18 protein-coding genes are annotated in these 26,137 nt (G+C 53.3%); 15 read left to right on the top strand and 3 right to left on the bottom strand.

What is annotated here, in order from left to right; genetic code table 11:
• Window positions 1-34 precede the first annotated feature (34 nt).
• The gene (sufR, locus tag CKL79_RS14075; RefSeq protein ID WP_121970215.1) at window positions 35-730 is read right to left on the bottom strand and encodes an iron-sulfur cluster biosynthesis transcriptional regulator SufR; all 696 of its coding nucleotides are present in this window, start codon (window positions 728-730) and stop codon (window positions 35-37) included.
• A 256-nt stretch (window positions 731-986) separates the two neighbouring features.
• Between sufR and CKL79_RS14080 the strand changes: the two genes are divergently transcribed.
• The 10 genes from CKL79_RS14080 (at window position 987) to CKL79_RS14125 (ending at window position 12,540) form a co-directional block, all read left to right on the top strand.
• On the top strand, window positions 987-1,352 hold the full coding sequence (locus CKL79_RS14080; protein WP_170944065.1) for a ferredoxin-thioredoxin reductase catalytic domain-containing protein: 366 nt from the start codon (window positions 987-989) through the stop codon (window positions 1,350-1,352).
• Window positions 1,353-1,426: 74 nt separating this feature from the next.
• Window positions 1,427-2,866, top strand: a complete 1,440-nt coding sequence (gene sufB, locus CKL79_RS14085; protein WP_121970217.1) for a Fe-S cluster assembly protein SufB — start codon at window positions 1,427-1,429, stop codon at window positions 2,864-2,866.
• 125 nt (window positions 2,867-2,991) lie between these two features.
• Complete coding sequence (gene sufC, locus CKL79_RS14090) at window positions 2,992-3,771, top strand: Fe-S cluster assembly ATPase SufC (RefSeq protein ID WP_121970218.1); 780 nt, start codon at window positions 2,992-2,994, stop codon at window positions 3,769-3,771.
• A 2-nt stretch (window positions 3,772-3,773) separates the two neighbouring features.
• Window positions 3,774-5,132 (top strand): Fe-S cluster assembly protein SufD, encoded by a 1,359-nt coding sequence (gene sufD, locus CKL79_RS14095; protein WP_121970219.1) that lies wholly within the window; start codon window positions 3,774-3,776, stop codon window positions 5,130-5,132.
• Between the two features lie 42 nt (window positions 5,133-5,174).
• Window positions 5,175-6,446: a SufS family cysteine desulfurase gene (locus tag CKL79_RS14100; RefSeq protein WP_121970220.1), complete on the top strand. Its 1,272-nt coding sequence runs from the start codon at window positions 5,175-5,177 to the stop codon at window positions 6,444-6,446.
• Window positions 6,447-6,802: 356 nt separating this feature from the next.
• Window positions 6,803-8,365 carry a diguanylate cyclase gene (locus CKL79_RS14105; protein WP_170944066.1) on the top strand — a complete coding sequence of 521 codons (1,563 nt, stop codon included), beginning with the start codon at window positions 6,803-6,805 and terminating at the stop codon, window positions 8,363-8,365.
• 37 nt (window positions 8,366-8,402) lie between these two features.
• Window positions 8,403-8,876 (top strand): Cys-tRNA(Pro) deacylase, encoded by a 474-nt coding sequence (ybaK, locus tag CKL79_RS14110; RefSeq protein ID WP_121970222.1) that lies wholly within the window; start codon window positions 8,403-8,405, stop codon window positions 8,874-8,876.
• 335 nt (window positions 8,877-9,211) lie between these two features.
• Window positions 9,212-11,041 (top strand): proline--tRNA ligase, encoded by a 1,830-nt coding sequence (locus tag CKL79_RS14115; RefSeq protein WP_121970223.1) that lies wholly within the window; start codon window positions 9,212-9,214, stop codon window positions 11,039-11,041.
• Window positions 11,041-11,865, top strand: a complete 825-nt coding sequence (locus CKL79_RS14120) for a DUF2993 domain-containing protein (RefSeq protein WP_170944067.1) — start codon at window positions 11,041-11,043, stop codon at window positions 11,863-11,865. The genes CKL79_RS14115 and CKL79_RS14120 overlap by 1 nt, the downstream gene beginning before the upstream one ends.
• 57 nt (window positions 11,866-11,922) lie before the next feature.
• Window positions 11,923-12,540: a Uma2 family endonuclease gene (locus CKL79_RS14125; protein ID WP_121970225.1), complete on the top strand. Its 618-nt coding sequence runs from the start codon at window positions 11,923-11,925 to the stop codon at window positions 12,538-12,540.
• 16 nt (window positions 12,541-12,556) lie between these two features.
• Here CKL79_RS14125 and cobN read toward each other — a convergent pair whose 3' ends face one another.
• Entirely contained in the window at window positions 12,557-16,465 is a 3,909-nt protein-coding gene (cobN, locus tag CKL79_RS14130; protein WP_121970226.1) for a cobaltochelatase subunit CobN, read from the bottom strand.
• A 311-nt stretch (window positions 16,466-16,776) separates the two neighbouring features.
• On the opposite strand from cobN, the gene CKL79_RS14135 reads away from it, so the two are divergent.
• Complete coding sequence (locus CKL79_RS14135; RefSeq protein ID WP_121970227.1) at window positions 16,777-19,176, top strand: GAF domain-containing hybrid sensor histidine kinase/response regulator; 2,400 nt, start codon at window positions 16,777-16,779, stop codon at window positions 19,174-19,176.
• Window positions 19,177-19,593: 417 nt separating this feature from the next.
• Window positions 19,594-20,247, top strand: coding sequence for a M23 family metallopeptidase (locus CKL79_RS14140; RefSeq protein ID WP_121970228.1), 654 nt, complete (start codon window positions 19,594-19,596; stop codon window positions 20,245-20,247).
• 118 nt (window positions 20,248-20,365) lie between these two features.
• Here CKL79_RS14140 and ftsH read toward each other — a convergent pair whose 3' ends face one another.
• A complete protein-coding gene (ftsH, locus tag CKL79_RS14145) occupies window positions 20,366-22,408 on the bottom strand; it encodes an ATP-dependent zinc metalloprotease FtsH (RefSeq protein ID WP_276300329.1) in 2,043 nt (680 codons plus the stop codon).
• 267 nt (window positions 22,409-22,675) lie between these two features.
• Here ftsH and CKL79_RS14150 point away from each other — a divergent pair, with 267 nt between their 5' ends.
• The 3 genes from CKL79_RS14150 (at window position 22,676) to CKL79_RS14160 (ending at window position 25,893) form a co-directional block, all read left to right on the top strand.
• On the top strand, window positions 22,676-23,617 hold the full coding sequence (locus CKL79_RS14150) for a glycosyltransferase family 2 protein (RefSeq protein WP_205879095.1): 942 nt from the start codon (window positions 22,676-22,678) through the stop codon (window positions 23,615-23,617).
• 72 nt (window positions 23,618-23,689) lie between these two features.
• Window positions 23,690-24,298: a 30S ribosomal protein S4 gene (rpsD, locus tag CKL79_RS14155; RefSeq protein WP_121970229.1), complete on the top strand. Its 609-nt coding sequence runs from the start codon at window positions 23,690-23,692 to the stop codon at window positions 24,296-24,298.
• 299 nt (window positions 24,299-24,597) lie between these two features.
• Complete coding sequence (locus CKL79_RS14160; RefSeq protein WP_121970230.1) at window positions 24,598-25,893, top strand: hypothetical protein; 1,296 nt, start codon at window positions 24,598-24,600, stop codon at window positions 25,891-25,893.
• The last annotated feature ends 244 nt before the right edge of the window (window positions 25,894-26,137 follow it).

Below are 26,137 nucleotides of genomic sequence, written 5' to 3' on the forward strand. Positions count from 1 at the left end.
TTCAGTTTAATGCGTCTGCTCAGTTGGTTGTAGGTCAGTCTTCGGCGATCGCCCCCTTCGCCTCCACCAAATAGCCACACTGATGCTCCCCATTTACCAGCCAGTGCGTTCGTTCCACTGAGCAGTCAGGCAGGGCGATCGCAAACATCGCCAACTCATGTCCGCACACCGTCGGGTAAGATTCGGCAATGTGGGCGATCGCACAGTTATATTCCGTAATCACAAAAGCAGACTGCCCCGCTGACCCATCCCCCTCTGTCGGATGACACTCTGCCATATAGCCCTCAGCCTGGCGCAGCTTTATTAGGGTCTGCATTCTCTCTTTGAGCGGTGCATCGCCGAGCTTAGCCCGATATTCCTTTGCCTTGCTCTGCCACTGCCGCTTCAGCAGTTTGCTCACCTGCTCTGGCCCCAGCGTATCCGCCACCGTATTTAGCAGCGACAGCGCAAACTGATCGTACTGATCAGGAAAATGCTCTCGCCCTTTGCGGCTGAGCTGATAGAGATGGTTGGGCCGCCCGATGCCTTCCTGACTGGTCTGATGCTCGATTAGTTCACTGGTTTCCAGCGTTTTGAGATGGCGGCGAATGGCTTGCGGCGTGACCTGCAAATGGTCAGCGATCGCCCCGGCCGTCGCTGTGCCGCGCTTCAGCAAAAAGCGCAAAATGTCCTCTCTTATAGATGTCTGCTGCATAGATGTCTGCTGAGAAGATGTCTGTCGAGAAGTCATTTTCTGGCGAAATGTCTGTGAATACGGCGATATCGAAAGGTGGCTACAGCGCTGAACTTATTTTTCTATGGACTTAAGGGAGCAATTGACAATAGCTGATTTACAATACTTTAGAAACACTTTGGTTGCTAAAGTATGATTCTTACAGTAATCTTAAGTTAGTTAAACAACATTCGTGTTGCTTTACCCCATCTTAGGCCAATATCAGCCTAAATTCACCTAGCCGTTTTAGCACTCCTTCACCCTTAGAACCATCATGAGCGCAAGCAATCCCAATCAGGGCTCTGATAAAAGCCTTGAAATCATGCGAAATTTTGCCCAGAGTTACGCCAAGCGTACGGGCACCTATTTTTGTCAAGATTTGGGTGTTACCGCTGTCGTGATTGAAGGGCTAGCCAAGCATAAAGATGACCTGGGTGCGCCCCTGTGCCCCTGCCGCCACTACGAAGACAAAGAGGCCGAGGTCAAAGCCGCCTATTGGAACTGCCCTTGTGTTCCTATGCAGGAGCGCCAGGAGTGCCACTGCATGCTGTTTCTCACCGAAGACAATCCGTTCTCCGGTGAAGATCAGAGCATCACTTTCGAGCAAATTCGCGCAGAGACTAACACCCCCAAGTCTTAAACCCCGTCAGGTTTCAGCGCTGTCAGCTTCAATCTTTGCCCCCCTCTACTGCCCAAGCAGAACTTTTACCGCCAATGACTTCTAGCGTTCAGTCTGTCGTTAGCCAACCCTACAAATACGGTTTCATTACCGACATTGAAGCCGATGCTTTCCCCCGTGGCCTCAGTGAAGAGGTCGTTCGGGCCATTTCGCTCAAAAAGAATGAACCTGACTTCATGCTGGACTTTCGGCTGAAGGCATACCGTCGCTGGCTGACGCTAGAGGAGCCCAGATGGCCAAACGTCGCCTATCCGCCCATCGACTACAACCAGATTGTCTACTACTCTGCGCCCAAGCAGGCTGAGAAAAAGCTAGACAGCCTCGATGAGGTTGACCCGACGCTGCTAGACACCTTTGACAAGCTAGGCATCTCTATCAACGAGCAAAAGCGGCTGGCCAACGTAGCGGTAGACGTTATCTTTGACAGCGTCTCCATCGCCACTACCTACAAGAAAGACCTGGCCAAGCACGGCGTTATCTTTTGCTCAATTTCAGAAGCCATTCAAGAGCACCCGGAGCTGGTTAAGAAATACATCGGTACCGTGGTTCCGGCTGCGGATAACTACTTTACAGCGCTCAATTCGGCAGTCTTTACCGACGGTTCTTTTGTTTATATTCCCAAAGGCGTCAAGTGCCCGATGGACTTGTCTACCTACTTTCGGATTAACAATGGCGATTCGGGGCAGTTTGAGCGCACGCTGATCATCGCCGAAGAGAGCAGCTCAGTGACCTATCTAGAGGGCTGCACAGCGCCGATGTATGACAGCAATCAGCTGCACGCAGCGGTCGTAGAGCTAGTCGCCTTAGATAATGCCGAGATCAAGTACTCGACAGTGCAAAACTGGTTTGCAGGCGACGAAAACGGCAAAGGTGGCATCTACAATTTTGTTACCAAGCGCGGCCTTTGCAAGGGCGTCAACTCTAAAATCTCCTGGACTCAGGTAGAGACGGGATCGGCGATTACCTGGAAGTATCCGAGCTGTGTGCTGGTAGGCGACAATTCGGTGGGCGAGTTCTACTCAGTTGCCCTCACGAACCATTACCAGCAGGCCGACACGGGCACCAAAATGGTCCACGTCGGCAAAAACACCCGCAGCACGATTATCTCTAAGGGGATTTCGGCGGGTAAGTCTAAGAATAGCTATCGCGGCTTGGTGCAGATTAATCCTAAAGCAGAGGGCGCTCGTAACTATTCGCAATGCGACTCTATGCTGCTAGGCGATACCTCAAACGCCAATACCTTTCCTTATATTCAGGTGCAAAACAGCAGCGCTCAGGTAGAGCATGAAGCCTCGACCTCGAAAATTGGTGAGGATCAGCTGTTTTACTTCGCCCAGCGCGGTATTTCGCCTGAAGATGCGGTCTCGATGATTATCAGCGGTTTCTGTCGCGATGTCTTTAATGAGCTGCCAATGGAGTTTGCAGCTGAAGCCGATAAGCTGCTGAGTCTCAAGCTAGAAAATTCAGTGGGCTAAGGCTTTAATGGCTGTGTGTCACCGATTTTCAGTATCAGATGCGATCTACGGATGCCTGTGCTGTCCGCTTTTTGCTTTACCCTTCGGCTTTTATTGGCCTATCTACACCTTGACTATTCAGCGAAATGATTAACGAAAACGCCAAGACAATTCTCTCTGTTCGTAATCTTCATGCCAGTGTTGAGGGCACGGAGATTCTTAAGGGCGTCGATTTTGAAGTGAGGGCGGGAGAAATCCACGCGCTGATGGGGCTCAATGGCTCGGGTAAAAGCACGTTTTCAAAGGTGATCGCTGGTCACCCTGACTACAAAATTACGGCGGGCGAAGTGGTCTTTCAAGGGCAAGATTTGCTGGGGCTAGAGCCCCACGAGCGAGCAAATGCAGGCGTATTCTTAGCGTTTCAATATCCGCTGGAGATTCCGGGGGTGAGCAATCGCGACTTTTTGCGGGTGGCCTATAACGCTCACCGCAAGGCGAATGGCGCAGAAGAGATAGATGTGTTTGACTTTGACGACCTCGTTGAGGAGCGATCGCAAATCGTCAAAATGGACATCAGTTTTCTAGACCGCAACGTCAATGAGGGCTTCTCAGGCGGCGAGAAAAAGCGCAACGAAATTTTGCAAATGGCTTTGCTAACGCCGACGCTGGCCATTCTAGACGAGACCGATTCAGGGCTAGATATTGACGCACTGAAGACTGTTTCTGATGGTGTCAACCAGCTGAGCCAGCCTGAGAACGCGACGGTGCTGATCACTCACTACCAGCGACTGCTGAATTACATCGTGCCGGACTATGTGCATGTGATGGCTCAGGGCCGAATCGTGAAGACTGGCGGTAAAGAGCTGGCCCAAGAGCTAGAGTCTCGGGGTTACGACTGGATTGTTGCTGAGGAGGCTGTGGTTTAAAGGTGAGTACGACAAGCGCAACATCTACTCGGACAGCAGACCGCGAAGCTTATTTGAAGCATTTGTTAGGGCAGGCGATCGCCGTCGCCGAAAAATCTGAGCTAGACCTGGAATCTTTGCGTAGCCGGGCGCATGCTCTGGTGAGCGAACAGTCTTTTCCTTCGGGCCGAGACGAAGAGTGGCGATTTACTGACCTCTCTGAAATGCTGGCCGTTCCTTTCCCAGCGGCAGCAGAGGAGACTTTAGCCGCAGATGCGTTGGAGTCTGGGCTCCCCTGGTTAAACAGCGACGACTGCCGGCTGACCAGTGTTAACGGTCACTATGCGCCAGCGCTGTCTCTAGCTAGTCGCGATAATCAGGTTTCGACGAACCTGCCAGAAGGCGCAGTGGTTGCCCCACTCTCAGCGTTGATGGCCCATCCTGACTTCAGCCGGCAGATAGGCAGCAGCATCTCGGCGCGACTGGCCCAGATACAGGGCGGTGGCGAGGTGTTTACAGCGCTAAATACCGCTGGCTTTGCAGATGTGATGGTCGTGTGGCTGCGGGCCGATCAGGTGCTTGATCAGCCGGTTCATATTGTCAGGGCTTCTCAGGCAGGGGCGATCGCTCACCTGCGCACGCTAGTGATTGCCGAACGCCATGCTAGCTTCACCCTAGTAGAATCTTTCTGGGGCGATGACGAGCAGACTCGCTGCAACAACAGCGTCACCGAAATTTGGCTAGAAGCCGGTGCCCAGGTCAACCACATTCGCCTGCAAAACGAAGGCGCACAGACCTTTCACATTGCCAAGACAGCCGTCTCTCAGGCCGCAGACAGCCGTTACCAATGTACGGCCATCGATCTGGGGGCAAAGCTATCTCGCCACCATCTAGAGGTCTATCAGACTGGCCCTCAGACGGACACTCACCTGTACGGACTGAGCGCACTGAGCGATCGCCAGCTCGCCGACACCCACAGCCTGATCGCGCTTACGCACCCCCACAGCGAAGCCACTCAAATTCAGAAAAACATTGTCGATGACCGGGCGCACAGCGTCTTTAACGGTCGGGTACTGGTTTCTCAGGCGGCGCAAATGACCAACGCCTCACAGCTCAACCGCAATTTGCTGCTCTCCAGCAAAGCCCGAGTAGACACCAAACCCGAGCTAGACATCGTCGCTGACAACGTAAAATGCGCCCACGGGGCAACCGTCAGCCAGCTCCAGGCCGACGAAGTATTCTACCTCCAGAGCCGGGGCATCTCTGCTGAACAAGCTCAAAGACTGCTGCTCTATGGCTTTGCGATGGAAATTGTCGAAAAGATTACCTTCGCGCCGCTGCGCCAGTCACTGAGCGATCGCCTCACCCGGTGGACCCGCTAACCCTCCCTTTCCCCTTCCCCCCTAACCCTCACTCTTCAGACCATGACGCTGACTGCCCCAAGAACCACCCTCACCCTGGCCGACGAGGTTCGCGCTGACTTTCCCATCCTGCATCAGGAAGTCAACGGCCACCCACTGGTCTATCTAGACAACGCTGCGACCTCCCAAAAGCCGCAGGCCGTCATTGATGCCATGGTGCATTACTACCAGGCAGATAATGCCAACGTACATCGCGGCGTACACACGCTCAGTGGCCGAGCAACCGAAGCTTATGAAGGAGCCCGCGACAAGGTAGCCGCCTTTGTTAACGCCGCTTCTCGTGACGAAATTGTCTTTACCCGCAATGCCAGCGAAGCGATCAACCTGGTTGCCTACGCTTGGGGCCTCAGCCAGCTAGAGCGCGGCGATGAGATTGTGCTGTCAGTGATGGAGCACCACAGCAACCTGGTACCCTGGCAGCTAATCGCGCAGCGAACGGGCGCTATCCTCAAGCATGTGCCGCTCACGGCCACTGAAGAATTTGACCTGGATGCCTACAAGCATCTGGTCACAGACAAAACTAAGCTGGTTGCGGTCAACCACGTTTCTAACACGCTGGGCTGTATTAATCCGGTGAGTGAGATTGTGGCGATCGCCCATCAATTTGGCGCTAAAGTGCTGATTGACGCCTGCCAGAGCGTTCCGCATATGCCTGTAGACGTGCAGGCGATTGGCTGCGATTGGCTAGTCGCCTCTGGTCACAAAATGTGTGGGCCGACCGGCGCAGGCTTTCTCTACGGCCAACTCGATGTGCTGAAGGCCATGCCGCCTTTTATGGGCGGTGGTGAGATGATTCAAGATGTGTCTTTAGACCACTCTACCTACGCAGAGTTGCCCCATAAGTTTGAGGCGGGCACCCCGGCCATTTGTGAAGCTGTGGTGTTGGGCGCAGCGGTAGACTACCTCAACAAAATCGGCATGGATCGGATTGCTGAGTATGAGCATCAGCTAACTGCTTACCTGTACGAGCAGCTCAGCACGGTTCCTCAGGTCAAACTATATGGGCCTCAGCCTCAGGCAGACGGCAGCGGGCGGGCAGCGATCGCGACCTTCACCGTTGAGGGCGTCCACGCTCAAGACCTCTCTACGTTTTTAGATCATTCAGGCATTGCCATTCGCTCAGGGCACCACTGCACCCAGCCTTTGCATCAACTGCTAGGCGTCAATTCCACTGCTAGAGCCAGCCTGTACTTTTACAATACGCCCGCCGAAATCGACGCTTTTATCACAGCGCTTAAAGAAACCATCGACTTTTTTGGCAATATTTTTGAGTGAGGTATAAAATCACCAGACTGCTTTTGTCGCCCAGACGCTAGTTGTACCTCTAATTTAAACTTGAACATTTAGTCGTCTCTGGGGGAACCTTAACCGTATGCGATTAATTCTGGGCAGAGTCGCTTCGGGGATAAATAAACTGTCAGTGCTTTAGGAGAAATCTGTTACGTAGCCTCTTCAAGACCTCTTTCAAAACATCCCCCAAAGATCATCTGAAGATCCGCTCCCAGGCAACCCATTTAGGTGAAAAAACGGTGCCTCAGATGCTGGAGCCAATAGCTGACGAATGTACGATCAAAGCTGGTTGCACGTCAGCAGATCTAATATCCGAAGTTTCGCCCCCCCCTGAAGCGCTCATGCAGCTGCCGCTAATCGATAGGCAGCAGCGCTTACAGTTACTCTCACAGCATCCATCGCTCTACGGTAGCAACTTAGCTGCCGCTGCCGCTACGATTACTCAGACGGCTGCTGAGGTGCTAGCGGTAGACCGGGTCACGCTCTGGATGTATACCGCTGATGCTCAGTTTCAGCAAATAGATAGCTATCGTCGGGATCAAGATACCCATGTGGCGGGCGCGGTGATAGCAGTAGCCGATTGCGCCCAGTACTTTGAGCAGTTGGGCGATCGCTCTGGGCTAGTCGTTGAAAATGTTGCCGAGGCGGCATCCTGCTCAGACGGGTTGATAGGCGTTCTGGTCCGGCAAAACTACGTTCTTCACCATCCCGGTGCCCTGCTAGAAATGCCCGTTCGCCGTCATGGCAAGGTCGTTGGCGCGCTGTGGTGCGAGTGTGCCCTAGCTAGGCGGTGGACCGCGCTAGACAGAGTATTCGTACTTTCTATCGCTCTGCATATGACCACCGCTATTGAGGCCCAGCAGCAGCAGGCACTGTTGACCGCAGTCAAGATTCATGAGCGGCAGCTCAAGCGAGAGACCATTGAGCGTGAGCAAGCTGAGCAGGCGTGGCAGGAAAGCCAGCGCTTTATTCACGGCATTATTGATGCCAGCACCAATATTCTCTACGTCGATAGCATTGCCGATGGCAGCAACGTCTATATCAGTCGCTGGCTGACCAATGTTTTAGGCTACGAACCCGAAGACTTACGTAAGCTAGGTGCGCACTATCTAGAGCAGCTGGTTCATTGGGAAGAGAAGGCCAAAATGATCTTAGAGCGGCGCAAACTGGCCACTATCAGCGACGGGGAGGTCGTAGAAAATGAATACCGCTTCCGCCATCGTCAGGGCCATTGGCGCTGGCTCCTCTGCCGGGAGACCATATTTCAAAGAGACGATCAGGGCAACCCGACTCAGATTTTTGGCACGGCCACCGATATCACTAAGCTGAAGCGGGCTGAAGCCAATCTACAGGCATTCAATCAGGAGCTCACGCGACTCGCTCATATGGACGGACTCACCCAGGTCGCCAACCGTCGCTCATTTGACGACTACTTGGCAAAAGCATGGCAAAACGTTGGCCAGGGGCACTCGTCACTGTCGCTGATCTTGTGTGACATCGACTACTTCAAAAGCTATAACGATACTTACGGTCATCAAGCGGGCGATGAGTGCTTGAAACGGGTAGCCAAAACAATTGAGCAATCTGCCAGACGCTCTAATGATTTGGTGGCTCGCTATGGTGGCGAAGAGTTTGCCGTTATTTTGCCGAATACCCATCAGCTTGGGGTGACCAGGGTTGCTCAGGAAATTCAGCGACAGGTGCGGCAGTTGGCTATTCCTCACAGTCAGTCACAGGTGAGCAATCAGATTACCCTGAGCCTGGGCATCTCGTCGGTTAGCTCTACTGAGGAGGTTCATCCTGAGATGCTGATAGCGGCTGCTGATCGGGGCTTGTATCGGGCCAAATTTGAAGGTCGCGATCGCTGCTGCTTTACCGAGATCGGGCCTCATCAATCACAATGACACCTGTGATCCGTTCAGATAGATTCAGATAGAGCCGATGAAAACCAATGCTGCTCGCATACTAGACACCCTCGGCATTGAGTATGATCTGCTGACCTATGCAGTCGATCTTGAAGACCTCACCGCAACGTCAACCGCTCAAAAGCTAGGGCTACCCGTTGATCAGGTGTTTAAGACGTTGGTGCTGAAAGGCGACCGGCATGGCATTGCGCTAGCGGTCATCCCTGGCGGCTATCAGCTCGACCTCAAAGCGCTAGCCCGGCTGAGTGGCGATCGCAAAGTAGATACCGTCCCGCTCAAGCAGGTACAGCCACTAACGGGCTACGTTCGCGGCGGGGTCACTGCGATCGCCTGCAAAAAGCCTTACCCTGTCTATCTAGATGAATGGGCTCAGGCCTATGAGCGAATCGCCGTTTCCGCCGGAATGCGGGGGCAGATGATCCAGCTATCGACCGCTGACTACATCAGGGCAACGGGGGCCGTTATCGGCGCAATTTCTCATGAGAACTAGCTTCAGAACTATAGCGTTACCCGGATGCATTCGGGTGACGCTAGTTACTTGGCCTGTTGTTATGCAAAGGTTTTGCCTGCGTTGCTTGCTGTATTCAAGCCAAGTGACCAACGCTATATAGCGCTGACAAAAATCATTGAGTGAGCAGATACTTGTCAAATGCGCTGAGTCGCCCTTCGTCTTGCGCTGGAGTTTGAGACCGGGTAGGTTTGTCGTGGCCGGATGCTCTAGACTGATCTGAGATTGATGGCGCTAGACGCGACTGAGATGAGCGCTCAGGCTGGGCGGCTCGATGATTATTGTCCATATCAGGTATTTAAGGTTAGAGGGGGCTTATGCGACTGTCTCAAATGCTGTTTGTCACGCTGCGAGAAGATCCGGCAGAGGCAGAGATTCCAAGTCACAAGCTGCTGCTGCGGGCGGGCTACATACGCCGCATCTCTAGCGGTCTCTATGCTTATTTGCCCTTACTGCTGCGCGTGCTCGATAAGATATCGGCGATTGTGCGCGAAGAAATGGACGCGACGGGCGCTCAAGAATGTCTGCTGCCGCAGCTGCAACCGGCTGCTCTCTGGCAGGAGTCAGGCCGCTGGGATATGTACACCAAGGCTGAGGGGATTATGTTTACCCTGGGCGATCGCCGTCAGCAAGAGCTGGCGCTTGGCCCGACGCATGAAGAAGTGATCACGGCGATCGCCCGCGACATGATCCGCTCGTACCGCCAGCTACCGTTGCATCTCTACCAGCTGCAGACCAAGTTCCGTGACGAGATACGCCCCCGGTTTGGTCTTTTGCGCGGGCGCGAATTTATTATGAAAGACGGCTATTCTTTCCATACCGATACCGATAGCCTGAAGCAAACCTATGACGATATGTATGTGGCCTACAGCAATATGCTGCGGCGCTGCGGCGTAGCGTTTCGCGCGGTTGATGCGGATTCTGGGGCGATCGGCGGCTCTGGCTCAACAGAATTTATGGTGCTGGCAGAAGCCGGTGAAGACGAGGTGCTCTATACCGCCGATGGTAAGTATGCTGCCAACGTTGAAAAAGCCGTTTCCCTAGCGCCAGAGGCAGTTCCTTCGCCGTTTAAGACTTACGAAAAGCGAGATACGCCCAACACGCCGACAATTGCTTCGCTGGCCAAATTTTTAGACTGCTCGCCCACGCAGATCGTTAAAAACGTTTTGTATCAGGTGACCTACGACCGTGAGCCTGAGGGTGAGCAGTCGGTGCTGGTGCTGGTGAGCATTCGCGGCGATCAGGATGTGAATGAGGTGAAGCTGCAAAATGCTTTGACCAATCTGGCGGCTGACTATGGGGCCGCGACGGTGTTAGCTCTGGAAGTTCCTGACGCAGAGAATCAGGCAAAGTGGGCGGCGAAACCGCTGCCGCTGGGCTACATCGCGCCCAATTTAGCCGATGACTATATTTCTCCAGAAAAAGCCAAGGCGGCAGGAATAGCGCCCAAGTTTTTGCGGCTGGTAGATGAAACGGCGGCACCGCTAGAAAATTTTGTGACGGGTTCAAATGAGAGTGGCTATCACATCGTTGGCGGTAACTGGGGCGCGGAGTTTACGCTGCCGTCACACCGGATGGATCTGCGGAAGGCGATCGCTGGCGACCGGGCCGTCCACGATCCCAATCAGACCATTCAAACTGCTCGGGGCATTGAAATCGGCCATATCTTTCAGCTAGGTCACAAGTATTCGACAGCGATGGGAGCCACCTATACCGCTGAAAATGGGACTGAAGTACCGCTAGAAATGGGCTGCTATGGCGTGGGCGTTTCACGGCTAGCGCAGGCAGCCGTCGAGCAGTCTTACGATAAAAACGGGATTATTTGGCCGGTGGCGATCGCCCCTTACCATGCCATTGTCGTCGTGCCGAATATCGGTGATGCCGACCAGATGGCCGCCGCCGAAAAGCTACACGACGAGCTGAACGCAGCGGGCGTTGAAACCCTCCTAGATGACCGCAAAGAGCGAGCCGGGGTGAAGTTTAAAGACGCCGAGTTGATTGGCATTCCCTTTCGGATTGTGACGGGGCGATCGCTCAAGAACGGCAAGGTAGAAGTCGTCAAACGTGCTGGCGGTGACGCTGAAGAAATAGCGCTAGAGGCAGTCGTCGATACGCTCAAGGACTGGGTCGAGGCAGCGGTGCGCTAGTGGAACTCCTCACCGTTTTACTCTCTGGTTTGCTGCTGCTGATTTCGCCGGTTGGCATCGTGCTTGATCAGGTGGCTGAAAATGCCATTCGCTCGCGTCTATCTGGCGTTGAGAGCTTGGACGTGCGGATAGACAATGGCTCGTCTCTGCAATTATTGCAGGGCCGGGTTGACCGGGTGCGCATTGCCGGTCGGGGAGTTTTGCCAGTACCGGGTTTGCGTTTGGCAGTGGCCGAGCTAGAGACTGACCCGATTGACCTGGAGTTTAAAAGCTTGCGCCAGGGGCAGGTAGTGCTCGATCAGCCGTTGCAGGGAGCGGTGCGGCTAGTGCTGACCGAAGCCGATCTGAATACTTTTTTAGCGTCTCCTGCTGTGGCAGAACGCCTGAGCCAAATTAGGATCGGTGGGCTCAATGCAGCCCAGGCGAGGGAGCGCGATCGCTACCGTATTAACAATCCATCTATTCAGTTTTTGGCAAGCGATCGCCTGAAGATTACCGTAGAGCTTGAAGATTTAGTTCAGTCGGAAACGCTGTTTTTAGAAGCAGAGACGGGGCTGATGATTACGGCAGGCGATCGCCTCACCCTTACTAAGCCCACGCTCATCGTCAACGGTCAACCCGCCCCTCAGCGCCTGGTAGACACCCTGCTAGGCGCTGTCAACGAACGCCTGAGCTTGCAGCAGTTAGACCGACGCGGCTTAACTGCGCGGGTAATCGACTTTGCCTTACAAGATGAAGCTCTAGAACTTGCCCTATGGATACGGGTAGATCCGAGCGTCACAGCACCAGCAGTAGCAGCAGCCGGCGCAGCCGACTTAGAATAAGTTCATTCACCTGTCGGTTTACTTAGGCCACTTAATCTCCAAATTAGAGGGCAGCCCATGACTTACGCCGTCTCTCGCCGCTACCAAGACTCTCAAGAGTATCTAGATGACGATCAGCTGTCTGCTGAACGGAACTATCGCTTGCTCAGCACCGGAGAACTGATTGAAGTGTCTTCAGAAGATGATATCAATTTGAGACTGGCTTCTGTTGTATTAGGTGTTTGCTTTTCTCTTATGAACAATAGGGCGCTTCTGAGTAGAATTCGCAATGGCAATAAAGAGATTCAGGTGCGGCCCGTGGGTGATAAGCAGGTGAATCGTAAGCCCGACTTGATGGTAATGCAGCCTGAGCATTTAGAGATGGCGAGGCAGGCTATTCTATTAGGCATGACACCGCCTTTATTTGTTGCAGAAGTGGTGAGCCCGGGGCCAGAGAGTAGGCCAGAGAGTAGCGCTAACTACCAGCGTGACTACGTTTGGAAGCGTGAGCAATATCAAGAATGGTGCATTCCCGAATACTGGATTATCGATCCGCATCGCGATCAGGTGACGGTGCTAACGCTCGTCAACGAGACTTACCAGGAGAAAGTGTATCAAGAAGATAGTCAGATTGAGTCTGTTGTCTTTCCAGAGTTTAGAGAAGCGGCTAAAGACGTTCTGACCGGGCAGATTTAGAACTTTAGATAAAGCCTCATCCGATGCCGGATAGTCCTGCTTCTATTTGGCCTTCGGCAGTGTGGGCGATCGCTCTCAGCCCATCCACTTTCTCCTCACTCGCGCCTTGCCAAAGACCTCGCTGATTGGCCTCAAGCAGGCGCTCAGCCATATCGCGCAGCGCCCAAGGGTTAGATTTTTCGATGAACTTGCGCACTGCCGGGTCAAACACATAGGCATCGGCGACGCCTTCATACATATGGTTTTCTACGCAGCCGGTTGTTGCGTCGTAAGCGAATAGATAATCTACCGTAGCGGCCATTTCAAACGCGCCTTTGTAGCCGTGACGCATCACGCCTGCTATCCATTTAGGGTTTACAACTCGGGAGCGGTAGACGCGGGCAATTTCAGATTTGAGCGATCGCACCTTCGGATTTTCGGGCACTGCATTATCGCCGAAGTAAGTGGTTGGCGACTCTCCTCGCTGCGCCTTCACCGCTGCAGTTAGCCCACCCTGGAACTGATAATAATCGTCAGAGTCGAGCAGGTCATGTTCGCGGTTGTCCTGATTTTGCAAGACAATCTGCATCTGCGAAAGCCTCTGACTGAAGGCTTCTGAGGCGCTGTGGCCATCAGCTTGGCCGGTGTAAGCGTAACCGCTCCAGTTGATATAAGCGCGAGCTAAGTCAGCGTCACTCTCCCAGTTTTGCGCTTCGATCAGGCCCTGGAGCCCGGCTCCGTATGCGCCAGGTTTAGATCCGAAAATGCGATAGCGCGATCGCTCTAAACTCTGTTGATCATTTAGCCCCTGCTGCTGCCAATGGGCGTAGTCTCTTTGCACCTGAGCGGCCAGCGGATTTTGCTCGGGTGGTTCATCTAAAGCAGAAACAGCGTTCACCGCCTGGTCAAACAAAGAGATTAAGTTAGGAAAGGCATCACGGAAAAAGCCAGAGATCCGCAGTGTCACATCGACCCGAGGGCGACCCAGCAGAGACACAGGCAAAATCTCGAAGTCAACCACTCGCCGACTAGGGCCATCCCACACCGGGCGGACGCCCAGGAGGGCCAATGCTTCTGCCATGTCGTCGCCACCTGTGCGCATGGCCGCTGTGCCCCACATTGACAGGCCGAGCGTGCGCGGATACTCACCGTTTTCTTGCGTGTAGTTCTCAACCAAAATTTCAGCAGCTTTGCGGCCTACGTCCCAGGCGCTTTCGGTGGGGATGGCGCGGATATCGACGGAGTAGAAGTTGCGTCCGGTCGGTAAAACCTCGGGGCGATTGCGGGTAGGGGCTCCCGATGGGCCGCTAGGAATGTAGCCACCGTTGAGGCCGTGGAGGAGATGGGTGATTTCGTCGGTGGTGCGGGTGAGGTTGGGGATGAGGGTGTGAGTGACCCAGGTAAGAACAGGTTGGAGGGGAAGGGGAAGAGGAGAAGAAAGAAGGGGGGAAGCAAGAAGGGTGCCTATGTAGGTGGCGGCTTGTTGTTCGATGCGTTCTACAACGTCGCCAACGGTGCGGCAGTCGGGTGGGGTTTTGGCTGGCCAAGGCTCACTGAGGTCGGCGGTGAGGGGGTCGAGGTCGAGCTGCCAGGCTTGGGCGATCGCTCTGCTCAAACCCATGTGCGCTGAACTGGGGGCTGAACTGGGGTGACGGGCGATCGCGACGATCAGATCTCTGAGCTGCCTGCCTTCAGGACACTGGCCGTAGATGTGCAGGCCGTCTCGAATCTGGGCTTCTTTGAGTTCGCAGAGGTAGCCGTCGATCTGGGGTAGCCAGGTTTGTAAATGGTCGGACTGAGCTTGAGGGGCAGCTGTTAAGTTCAAGTCCTGCTGCAAGTCGGTGTTGTTGAGCAGGGTGATGATTTTGTCGGCGATGATCAGTAGGCGCGTCGGGTCGAGGTTTTGGGCTTCGTAGTATTCATCGACCAGGCTTTCTAGCTGCTGTAAGGGGCCGTACAGTTCGGCGCGGGTCATCGGTGGGGTGAGATGGTCGAGAATGACGGCTTGCGATCGCCGCTTGGCCTGAGCCCCTTCACCCGGATCGTTGACGATGAACGGGTAGAAATGCGGCATTGGGCCAAAAGCGGCTTCTGGATAGCACTGGGCTGAGAGCGCAATGCCCTTGCCGGGCAGCCATTCTAGATTGCCATGCTTACCGACATGGACAACGGCATCGGCGGCAAAGTGATGGCGCAGCCAGTGGTAAAAGCCCAGGTAGGCATGAGTGGGCTCTAAATCGGGGGCATGATAGTTCAAACTCGGATCGAGATCGTAGCCCCGGCTAGGCTGAATGCCGACAAAAATATTGCCAAACTGGAGGCCTGAAATCGGTAGTGCTGAGCGTTCAGATAGCCCTGGCGCTCCGGCTGAAAAGCGCTGCCATTCTGCGGCGGCAGTGCCCCATCGCTGAGTCACGCCGCGCTTTACCGCTGCGGGCAAAGTGTCAAAGAATGCCTGATAGTTGGCTTCAGAGAGCGTTTGATGGCTGGGCCGCAAACCGTAGCTTTCAGGATCGTTGGTGACGCCCTGCGCCAGCTGTGCCATCAGGTCATCGCCGGTTTTGGGCAAATCACCCACGGTGTAGCCTGCCTGCTTCAGCGCCTGCAGTATGTTGAGACAGCTAGCAGGCGTATCGAGCCCGACGCCATTGGCGATGCGACCATCGCGGTTGGGATAGTTAGCCAGCACCAGGGCAATCTTACGGTTTTCAGGAGAGGTGCGCCGCAGCCGAATCCAGCGGGCCGCTAAGTCGGCGACAAAGGCCACGCGATCGCCCTCTGGCTCGTACATCACCACATCAGTTTGTAGTTTGCTCCCCGCTGCCGTTTGCGCCGCCTTAAAAGAGACTGCTCTCGTGATAATGCGCCCGTCTACTTCGGGCAAGGCAACATTCATGGCAATATCGCGCGGCGTCAGTCCCTGAGGGTGATTTTGCCACTGTTCGCGGGGGCTGCCGCTACAGATAGCTTGCAATACGGGTATATCTAAGGCTTGCCACAGGTCGAATGCAGTAGCACCAGCGGCGGGCTGAGTAAGGTTGGCGACAGCAAAGCTAGTGGTATTGATCAATAGCTCAATGGGGCGATCGCTATCCGCCTGACAATAGTGCAAGAGCGACTGCTGAATTTCAGTTTCTTTTAGAGAAGACACGTAGATAGGCACAGGTTGCAGTCCCCGCTGAGCCAATGCAGCGGCAATGGCTTCAATGACTTTTGTGTTGCCCGATAGATAATGCGCCCGGTAAAAAAGAATGCCAACTTTTGCGCCTACTAAAGCGGGTAAGTGATTTTGCTGGGAGCTTAATATCTGTTCATTAAGTTGTTTGCTAAATCGCGTTTTCTCGATGCTTTGAAGTGAGGACCCTGAACTAAATAAAGGATCATTTTCAATTTCAGAAGTGGCAAATGTACCTATCCGGGGAATGCGCTGTGGCACAGGCGGCTGATAGTGAGTAGCGAGGGTGCGATCGCTGATATAAAGCAGCCCATTGCGTAAGTTATTGACCCCGCCTTCGGTAAAGTACTGCCACAGCTGATTGACCACCGCTAACGGCACTGTGGAGTGACCCATCAGGTCAAGATCGGGGCGGTCATCTCCGGGCATGACGACCAGCGCTGCGCCGGTTTCTGCGGCGATCGCCTTCACCACTTCTAGCCCGTAAGACCAGTATGCTCGTCCGCCTAACACTCTTAAAACAATCAGCTGGGCATGGCGCAGCACTGTGTCGGCGTAGGTATCAATAGTGAGCTGCTGCTGGAGCTGCAATAGATTGAGGCTGCGCAGATCGCTAAAGCCCACGGGCAAGCCGGTCAGCGCCTGGCTCAGGGCTGAGATGTCTGTATCAGCGGCTGTTAATACAACGATGGGCGCGGGCGTTTGCTCAATGAAAACGACGCCTTCTGCGCTGCTGTCCCATCCGCCGGGTGTGGCTGCTAAACGGTGCATAAAGTCGGAAACATAAAAGAACTATTGAGATAACGGCAGATAGAGATCAGTGGGGGTTACGATCATCAAAGTAAAATTAAAACTATCAATTAAGCTGTCTGAAAACTCTACAAGAGCTAACAGCCGCTGGCATGATGCCGCTGATTTTATTGCTTGATTAACTTAAGAAACTTTTAACTTTTTTGCTGTCAAACTAAGCCTCCTTCGACAATTTTTTATGACGTAGCTAATAGCTGACAAGTGATCGCTGCCTTTATTCCGTCACAGCTTTGAGCTTGGTCAAAGCATTCTACGTTTTGCGCAAGTCCCCCATGATATCAACTTCTGAACGCCTCACTACCTCCCAAACGTTCTCTCTGCAAGCCTATCAACGGCTGAGAGAAGGTTTGATGCAGCAGGCGCACCTATTCACATCAGTAACGACAGAGTCTCAGCCATCTGGCTGGTCTCAAAAGGTCGCTAGCGGAGACGCAGAGCACTCAGGCATTAGCAGCTTTGTGCTGATGCGCTCTCCGGCGCTGAATGTTTTGTTGACGGCTGCGCCAGTGGGTCAGCCTCGGCGGCGGGGAAGGTGCAAGAAGGCAGGCCGCAAGGAGACAACAGCGGCGGATGAGTACCAGGTGACGTTGACTTTTGATGAAAACGCGATCGCCCGATTTGTCGAGCAGGTGCAGAGCAATGTCGCCAGCTTCGCCCCAAACAAGCATCGAGAACCTCGTCAGATCACCTCACGCCGGACTTTAAATCAGGGGCCAGCCGCCCACTTAGCAGAGGCGTTTACTGCGGCGAGTGTCCGCGAGACAGCGGCTGAAGCCACCCCCCAGGCAGCTTTTATGCTGAGCTGGGCCAAGCGCCTGACCGCCTCGCCAGCAGAGCCCGAACAGCAGCCCTCAGCGACTCAGGCACCGATTGATCATCAGCTCAAGCAGAGCCAACTCCTCAATCAAATTATTACGCAGGTTCGCCATAGTCAGGACTTACCTGAGATTTTAGAGTCTGCCGTCAATCAGGTGCGATCGCTGATTTCCGCTGATCGTCTGGTGCTCCATCAGTTTGAGCAGCTTGAGCAGCCAGAGGGTGCAGCAGCGACTCCTGCGTCGTCTGATCTAGACCAGACAAGTCCCGCCGCTAGCGGTGAGCCGGTTCGGTCGGGCAGTGTCACTTACGAGTCGTGCCTCTCACCGGAGATTTCTTCAGTTTTACATGCCTCAGAGGTGGCCTGCTTTCAGCCATCGCTGCCCGCGCGAGCCGGTTATTTGATGGGCCAGCCCATCGCTGTGGACAATGTCGATCAGCGGTATGCCCATGCGGACTGTCTACTCAATTTTTTGCACCAGGCTCAGGTCAAATCAAAAATTATTGCTCCTATTATTGTTCAGGATCAGCTATGGGGGCTGCTGATAGCCCACCAGTGCCGTCACTATCGTCATTGGCAGGAAGACGAAGCCGTATTTTTGCAGCAGGTGGCCGAGCATCTGGCTGTGGCCGTGAGTCAGGCCGGGCTCTATCAGCAGTTGCGCCAGCAGTCTGTCAGCTTAAAGAGCTGCGTGATTGAGCGCACGCAGAATTTGCACGACGCACTGGCGGCAGCCGAATCAGCTAATGTGACCAAAGACGAATTTCTCTCTACCATGAGCCACGAGCTAAGAACGCCGCTCACCTACATCATTGGCATGTCGGCAACGCTGCTGCGCTGGTCGTTTGGCGCACTGAGCGATCGCCAGCGCAGCTACCTCACAACCATCAACCAGAGTGGCGAGCAGCTGTTAGATCTGATCAACAATATTCTCGAATTTGCCAAGGTTGAGGCAGGGCGATCGCTGCTAGAGTTTAGCGACCTTTCGCTTACTCAGCTAGTCAATACGGTTGCCGACCACCATCAAGCGCTGGTTAAAAAGCAAGGCGTTACCCTATCGCTTGCTTCTCAAATTGCCCCCGAAACTGACCCTCAAAGCGATCGCTTCAGAGCCGATGACAAACGCCTGCAGCAGATCGTTTCTAATTTGCTGCACAACGCGATCAGGTTTACGCCAGCAGGCGGTCAGATTGCTTTGCGCGTTTGGCGAGAGCCGCAGATGGTCATCTTTCAGGTAGAAGATACCGGTATCGGCATTCCTGACTCTCAGCAGAGCATTCTGTTTGAAAAATTCAAGCAGTTAGAATCTCCTTTTCAGCGCCAGTACTCAGGCACGGGGTTGGGGTTGGCGATGACTAAGCGCCTGGTAGAACTGCACGACGGGTCAATCCAGGTCAACTCTAAAGTAGGTAAAGGCTCTACCTTTACAGTGCGGCTACCGGTGCAGCGCGATCCTCAACTGCCGCGCCATTACCAGGTGCCCTCTACCTTAGAAGACACGGCAGAGCGGGTGATTTTGCTAGAAGACAGTGAAGAGAGTGCGGCGATCGCCTGCGACATGCTGATAGCGGCTGGTTACAAGGTGCTGTGGCTGATTAAGGCCGACCAGTTAGCTGCTCAGCTAGACTCGCTGCGCCCGGTCATGCTGATTGCCAATCTGTCTTTGCTAGGTCAGGATATCAACGCAGTCAAAGCCATTCAGCTAGCGGTGACGGCAGTTAACGCTAAGGTGCTAGCGCTGGTCAATCAGCAGTCCTCACCGTCTTCTCCTATGGCTCATCACGATATTCTCAGCAGGCCGATTGATCCTAAGGCACTGCTGGCCAAAGTGCGGCAGCTCACTACTCAGAAATAGGCAGGGATTGACTAGTACAGAACTGCTCCGCTGCTGCAGGAATCTCTCGGCGGTGACTTTATGGCTTCTTTAAAGCCGATCAACTGCACTCTCCGTAATTTCGCTGATACCTGCAGACTTTTGTGCAATATTTGTGTTCTGAAAAACAGTTTTCCTCTTTTTTGACAAGCGTTTGTTAATCAATCAAATTAATTCAAATCAGCAATACTTATCAAAGACGGCTTCATCTCTATCCTGAGCAGGATTTCGGGGTACATTACCTCAAACGCCCCGCTTGTGCTGAGAAGAAACCGTCTTTTGTTGCGCCTAAAATGGGCCAGTAGTTTATAAAAATTAGACAGAAACTACACAAAAACTAGCTTCCGCTCAGTGATGGTACTTAGTTTAGTTCTTCACTCGACAAACTGTGTTATTTGTATGAAGCGATTTTTTTCTCCCTCGCTGCGTCAGCGGTTAGCCCCTCATGCTCGTCAGCGTAGCCGGGTCTATTGCGGCCTGCTAGTAGCCGGTAGCCTGCTGGTGGCTGGGCTGGGCGAAGTGGCTCCACAGCCCTTTAGAAAAGCCGCTACGGCTACGCCTGATGCCCAAATTGCCCGCGCGGGTGAGCCCTGGCAGATAGCCTCTTTCCCGGTAGAAGGGTTTCAAGCTTACACTTCGGCTTTTGGCTATCGCGGCTCTTCTTTTCACTACGGCCTTGATATCGCTTCGCCCTCAGGTAGCTACATCCGCAACTGGTGGGAGGGCCGCGTTGTAGAGGTGTCTGATGACAGCGCCTGCGGTACTTCGGTGATCATTGAGTCTGGCGATTGGACGCATGTCTACTGTCACATGCAGGGCTACGTTACCTATGAGGGCGGCACCCGGGTGTTTGTTGATAGCGGCGGCGGGCTGCGTCTGGCTGAAGGACAAGGGGTAGCGACCGGCGATCGCATTGGCCGGGTTGGTATGACGGGCCGCACAACGGGGCCTCATCTGCACTGGGGAATGCGCTATCAGGGCAACTGGGTAGACCCCGCGCTGGTTCTTCAGGCCATGGCTGATGGTCAGCGCCGTGCCGCCTTGCCTCAGTAACATCAGGCAGTCTAGATTTCAGCAGATCATGTAAAAAGGCCACTGCTCTCTGGGTGTTATCTCCAAGAAGCAGCGGCCTTAATTTTTCAGTGGCTGTTCAGTAGCTGACAGGGCTCGGCTATTGACCCACTATTGACTCAGTGAGTTTGACGGTATCTTTGTCGGGTACCTGAATGTATTCGCTGACAATGTGACGAAACTCGTCGCCATCGATAGTCTCTTTTTCGATTAGCGTATCTACCAGCCGGTCAACCAGGGTGCGATTGTTGCTGATAATGGCGATCGCTTTTTCCAGGCTTTCTTGCGCGATCGCCCGCACCTTTTCATCAATTTTGGTGGCTAGCTGGTCGGAATACTCATGGCCGCCGCCCATCAGGTTTGACTGGCCCAAAAAGGGCTGGGAGTTAGCGCTTTCTAGGGCAAAAGACCCTAGCTCAGACATACCGTAGCGAGTGACCATCTGCCGGGCAATGCGAGTCACCTGCTCAATATCGCTGCTAGCGCCAACAGTGACTTCGTCATGGCCAAAGATCACTTCTTCAGCGGCACGACCCCCCAGCGCGACCACCAGCTGATCGACAATCTCACCGTAGGAGATCAGGCCGTCATCTACCTGCTCTTCTTTAGGCAAAAAGCTAGCAAAGCCGCCGACGCCACCTGATCGCGGGATAATCGTCACCTTGTTCAGCGGGCTGGCATTCTTACACAGGGTGCCTGCTAGGGCATGGCCGACTTCGTGATAGGCGACCAGTCGCTTTTTCTTGCTGTCTAGCAGCGGGGTCAGGCTCAGACCCATCGTCAGCCGGTCAATGGCGTCATTGACTTCTAGCATGGTGACGGCAGTTTTACGGCGACGGGCGGTGAGAATGGCCGCTTCGTTCAGCAGGTTAGCGAGCTGCGCGCCTGAGAAGCCGGGGGTGCGACGGGCGATCGCCTCCATCTTGACTTCTTCACTAATTTTTTTGTCGCGGGCATGCACCCGTAAAATACCCAGGCGACCGTTGTAGCCGGGCAGATCTACCATCACCTGGCGGTCAAAGCGACCGGGGCGCAGCAAGGCTGAGTCGAGCACGTCGGGGCGGTTGGTGGCCGCGATGATGATAATGCCGCTGTTACCCTCAAAGCCGTCCATTTCGGTCAGCAGCTGGTTGAGCGTTTGCTCGCGCTCATCGTTACCGCCGCCAATGCCAGTGCCGCGCTGCCGACCGACTGCGTCAATCTCATCGATAAAGACGATACAGGGGGAAGCTTCTTTGGCTTTTTTGAACAGGTCACGGACGCGAGAAGCGCCAACCCCGACAAACATTTCGACAAATTCGGAGCCAGAAATACTGAAGAAGGGCGTACCGGCTTCGCCAGCGATCGCCTTGGCCAGCAGCGTTTTACCTGTGCCTGGAGGCCCGACTAGCAGCACACCTTTGGGAATGCGCGCGCCAATTGCGGTAAATCGCTCAGGATTTTTGAGAAAGGTCACGACTTCTTGTAGCTCTTCTTTGGCTTCATCAATACCGGCCACATCGTCAAACACGACGCCGGTTTTTGCCTCCATTTGAAAGCGCGCCTTTGATTTGCCAAAGCTCATTGCCCCGCCGCCTGAGCCCGCTGATTTTCGCAGCAGCATCAGCATGGCGAATACGACGATCATGCCGATAAAAGCGGTGGTGGCAAAGCCTGTGAGTGCGCTGTTATCGCTGTTGGGGCTGGCTTCCCAAGCGACGTCATTGGCTTGGAGTCGTTCTTGCAGGTCGAGGTTGCGGTCGTTGGCAAATATTTTGACTTCGCGGAACGGGGCATCTTCTGCGTCTGACTTGAGCCGGACTCTGGCAACGCCGCCCATCTGGTCAAGCTCTAATTCTGCGACTTCGCCGTTATCAATTTTTTTCAGCAGCTCGCCGTAGGTGATGGCTTCTTCCTCACCGCCCGTCTGGGTAGCTTCGGGTGGGGGCGTTTGAGTTTCGGCTTCTGTGGTGGGGGCTGTTGTTTGGGCTATGGCAGGCGATCGCCCGACCCAGCCTTGACCCAACAGCATTGTGACGGCGAGCGTACCAGCGGTCAGCGCCCCAAAGACAGTACGCCCAAAGACAGCACGCAGCGGCGATGGGGACTGCACCGACTGGCTGGGCACGGCAGATTGAGATTGCTGGGGGGCGGGGCTGTTCATCGCAGAGTTAACCATCACTATGAGAGTGCAAACCTAAAGGGGTTAAGAAAAAACGTAAGCGCTTTCAAGCTAGTCTAACCTTCTGACTCTGTAAGTGACTGGCAAAAGATACATCTCCGGCAGCCCTCAACAAAAATTCAGAGAATTTACTGAGGCTTCATCGTTTTAACTATCCTGAGTGATTGGCCTGGTTAGAGTAACCAGCACCGCTCCTAAAAGACTATCTTTAACCAGAGAGTGAGTCTACGTTTTGTGGAGCGCTAAGCGATGGCAGCGGTGCCCTTTAGCATTGTAATTACGACTTATAACCGGCTTGACCTGCTCAAGCGAGCGGTGCAGTCGGCTTTTGACCAAACGGTGCCTGCGCAGGTAGTGGTGGTAGACAATGCCTCGACTGATGGGACATCGGCTTATGTAGAGTCGCTGGGCGATCGCGTCACCTACGTGCGCAACTCAACCAATACCAAACATGCAGGCGCGGTGAATGTAGGGGTAGAAGCGGCCAGCGGCGAGTGGATCAAGCTAGTAGATGACGACGACTATCTGGCAACTGACTGCATAGAAAAAATGGCTGAGGCGGTGAGTCTGCGGCCCGCTGCGGTGATTTGCTCCTGCCAGGCAGCGCAGGTCGATACTGAAGAACGCGAACTGAGCCGCACGCCCAGCACTGGCCCCGGTGAAGTCTTTTACATTCCTCAGGGCGATATTCACTACGGCATGTTGCTAGAAGTGGTGCCGTTTGGTACGCCGATTCAGGTGGCGGTACGGCGAGATGCCTTTCTCAAGTCGGGCGGCTGGGATTTGAGCATGACGAGCTGTGACGATATCGACTCTTGGATTCGGGTGGCTGAGCATGGCGATGCGCTGTTTATCAATCAGTGTTTGGCTTATCGCACGGTTTGGCCGGGTGGCTACGACCAAAAAATTGCGCTACAGCGGCGGTTACAGACGAATATGCTGATCAAAGAGCGGATCTATGCGCGGATTGGCGAGCAGCACCAAGCTCAGATCCCTAAGCTGGCGACTATTCGTCAGTATTTGCATTTGCACTGGGCGCTGGTGGCGCTCAAGCAAAAGCAGCCGCTGGTGACTGCTGCTTTGGGGTTTCCGGCGGCGCTGTCTCCTCAGGCGTGGCAGCTTTTGCAGCAGGCGGTGCGGTTTAAGAAAGTGGGGGCGATCGCGCCTATTCAAAAAATCGCGCTGGCGTAGCAAGGCAGCAAAACCAGCGGCAGGTTGTAGGCTATAATGCCAGATCTGTGAACAAATTTAGTTGGAGAAACAATGTCTCGATATAGAGGTCCTCGCCTAAGAGTGGTGCGCCGCTTAGGCGACCTGCCGGGTTTAACCCGCAAATCGGCTCGGAAAGCGTATCCCCCTGGACAGCACGGTCAGGCTCGTAAAAAGAAGTCTGAGTACGGCATTCGTCTAGAAGAGAAGCAAAAGCTTCGTTACAACTATGGTGTTACCGAGCGCCAGCTCCTCCGCTACGTGAAAAAAGCACGTCGGGCCGGGGGTTCTACCGGACAGGTGATTTTACAGCAGCTAGAGATGCGGCTGGACAACACGGCGTTTCGTTTGGGTATGGGACCAACCATCCCGGCGGCGCGGCAAGTGGTCAATCACGGGCATCTTACGGTCAATGGCCGGGTAGTGAGCATTCCGAGCTATCAGTGTCGTCCGGGTGATGTAATTGGGGTACGCAATAAGGAAGCTTCTCGGAAGCTTGTAGAGTCGAACTTGGAGTTTCCAGGTTTGGCCAACATTCCCGCTCACCTGGAGTTTGACAAGGGCAAGATGGAAGCGAAGGTCAATAGCGTCATTGAGCGCGAATGGATTGCGCTGAACATCAATGAGCTGCTGGTCGTTGAGTACTACTCACGTCAGGCTTAACATCAGACTTGTAACGTCCGAAACCAGATTTTTATAGCAAAAGCCACCCAGTTTTCGGATCGAGTGGCTTTTGTTTTAGCCCAATTTTGTAAGGGAAAAGAACTTGTAGTTTTCGTCTTGTGAATGAAGGATTGATTGCTTGGATTTACTAGCCTGCGATCAGCTATGTTTAGACAGAAACTTCTCGCCTATCTCCCTGTGATTAGATGGCAAGCATAGCTCCCTTTTGAGACTTTAGGATTACGTATGAGAATATAGAAATCTGATCAGTTTTCTTTTCAATCACCCTCTGCTATCCCATGAAAATTAAGATTGACAAAATTTCAGGTCTTCTCGAATCAAACAGCTTTTTACGTGCTTTCTGGGCTGAGTTGCGGAGTAAATTCGGAAAATGTGCTTGGAATTATCAACCGCACAAGGATGGAGCTTCACAAACCATATTTCTTGGCTGGGCTGATATAGATCAGGAAGATGTGATATCTATCTCGCTTACGTACAGTCAAAAAGCTGTAATTAGCGGAATCCATTTTGGAGAGCAGTTCGGTAAATCCATAAATGAAGAAAGTGAATTGGGGCAACAATTGAAAGATGCTGTTGATAGGGCATATCAGCGCCGAAATAATCCTGTAATCAAAACTTTAGAAGCGCCAGTTTCCTCACTCTACAGATCACTCGCTCCTTATTCCGGTCAGTGGTTTGAAATTTCACCAGACCAGCATCCTGCTACCTCTCTGCTCAAGATCAAAGTAAGGGCCTTTGATGGCGTAGATGCTAAAGCAGAAGTTTTGCGTATCTCGTCATGTTTGTTGGATATTCTTAGCGTAGAAACAAATAGCCTCTTCTGGCTTTCAGGTCAAGAGGATAGGCAAGACATCATATCTGACATGGAGTCAGAAAAAACAAGTTACCCGGAGGTAAATACTTTTGTTTCCGACGAAGAATGGATGGATGACATTCCACACTACAGCGGTTATCTACTTCTTTCATCTCAGGCTGTTCAATTTTTTGATCGCATCGTGTCTGGAAATGAGCTAAGTTCTGAAGAAGAAGCTTTTATCCGTTCTTGCCATCACTTTCATGTAGCGAGAGAACAAGATGCGTTAATCTACGACCGATTAATCTTTACGGGAGAACAGGAGAATGAAGATGGAGTAACCACTGTATCCCTGCAAGAACATCCCCGACTAAAATCAGTATCAACACTTTTTTCTAGACGAGCAGAAGAGCTTGCCACTGTGTTGTATATGTCAGCAATTGAAGTAGCTTCAACAATTGACTCTAATCCTTCAGGAAGGTGCGATAGCTGCGGTCAGGTGCAATATAAAATTTCGGCACGAGTCGTTGACTATGTGAAAAAATATCTGGCGTTAGAAGAGGGACATTCCCTCATTAAAATATTCAAATCTCACTATCAAAAGAGATCGAAATACCTTCATGAAGGTGCTATCCTGCGTGACAATTCATATACTGGGACGACTATACCTCGATTGGATCCTTCATCAGAGTCTGGTGTGTCTGAAAGAACCTCGGTACGTTTAATGAACTTGCGGGAGTGGATTGGTTACATGCTGCGCCAGCAATTAAAATCGATGTAATCTAAGTCGCTTGCAGATGCCCCTAACACTTTATTGGCGCGGGTGGGTCAGAGGTTATTGATAAGTGTTCAAATCTATCTACCGCCACACGACTGCACTGTTAGATGGGCTATCTTGCCTAATTTGATTAGTAGGGTGACTGAGACTCCTGATTGACTGACAAAAGATTAGTCAGGCAGAAATTTAACGGTGATCACCATGAAGTCAAGGCGACCGGCCTTTTTATTGTGTTGCTGCCTAGAAG

The organism is Leptolyngbya sp. BC1307, assembly GCF_002286735.1.
Lineage (GTDB): Bacteria > Cyanobacteriota > Cyanobacteriia > Phormidesmidales > Phormidesmidaceae > Phormidesmis.

What these genes read in the sequence shown, in the direction of transcription:
- sufR (WP_121970215.1), bottom strand. Translation starts at nt 730, where the DNA reads ATGACTTCTCGACAGACATCTTCTCAGCAGACATCTATGCAGCAGACA.
- CKL79_RS14080 (WP_170944065.1), top strand. Translation starts at nt 987, where the DNA reads ATGAGCGCAAGCAATCCCAATCAGGGCTCTGATAAAAGCCTTGAAATC.
- sufB (WP_121970217.1), top strand. Translation starts at nt 1,427, where the DNA reads ATGACTTCTAGCGTTCAGTCTGTCGTTAGCCAACCCTACAAATACGGT.
- sufC (WP_121970218.1), top strand. Translation starts at nt 2,992, where the DNA reads ATGATTAACGAAAACGCCAAGACAATTCTCTCTGTTCGTAATCTTCAT.
- CKL79_RS14100 (WP_121970220.1), top strand. Translation starts at nt 5,175, where the DNA reads ATGACGCTGACTGCCCCAAGAACCACCCTCACCCTGGCCGACGAGGTT.
- CKL79_RS14105 (WP_170944066.1), top strand. Translation starts at nt 6,803, where the DNA reads ATGCAGCTGCCGCTAATCGATAGGCAGCAGCGCTTACAGTTACTCTCA.
- ybaK (WP_121970222.1), top strand. Translation starts at nt 8,403, where the DNA reads ATGAAAACCAATGCTGCTCGCATACTAGACACCCTCGGCATTGAGTAT.
- CKL79_RS14115 (WP_121970223.1), top strand. Translation starts at nt 9,212, where the DNA reads ATGCGACTGTCTCAAATGCTGTTTGTCACGCTGCGAGAAGATCCGGCA.
- CKL79_RS14125 (WP_121970225.1), top strand. Translation starts at nt 11,923, where the DNA reads ATGACTTACGCCGTCTCTCGCCGCTACCAAGACTCTCAAGAGTATCTA.
- cobN (WP_121970226.1), bottom strand. Translation starts at nt 16,465, where the DNA reads ATGCACCGTTTAGCAGCCACACCCGGCGGATGGGACAGCAGCGCAGAA.
- CKL79_RS14135 (WP_121970227.1), top strand. Translation starts at nt 16,777, where the DNA reads ATGATATCAACTTCTGAACGCCTCACTACCTCCCAAACGTTCTCTCTG.
- CKL79_RS14140 (WP_121970228.1), top strand. Translation starts at nt 19,594, where the DNA reads ATGAAGCGATTTTTTTCTCCCTCGCTGCGTCAGCGGTTAGCCCCTCAT.
- ftsH (WP_276300329.1), bottom strand. Translation starts at nt 22,408, where the DNA reads ATGAACAGCCCCGCCCCCCAGCAATCTCAATCTGCCGTGCCCAGCCAG.
- CKL79_RS14150 (WP_205879095.1), top strand. Translation starts at nt 22,676, where the DNA reads ATGGCAGCGGTGCCCTTTAGCATTGTAATTACGACTTATAACCGGCTT.
- rpsD (WP_121970229.1), top strand. Translation starts at nt 23,690, where the DNA reads ATGTCTCGATATAGAGGTCCTCGCCTAAGAGTGGTGCGCCGCTTAGGC.
- CKL79_RS14160 (WP_121970230.1), top strand. Translation starts at nt 24,598, where the DNA reads ATGAAAATTAAGATTGACAAAATTTCAGGTCTTCTCGAATCAAACAGC.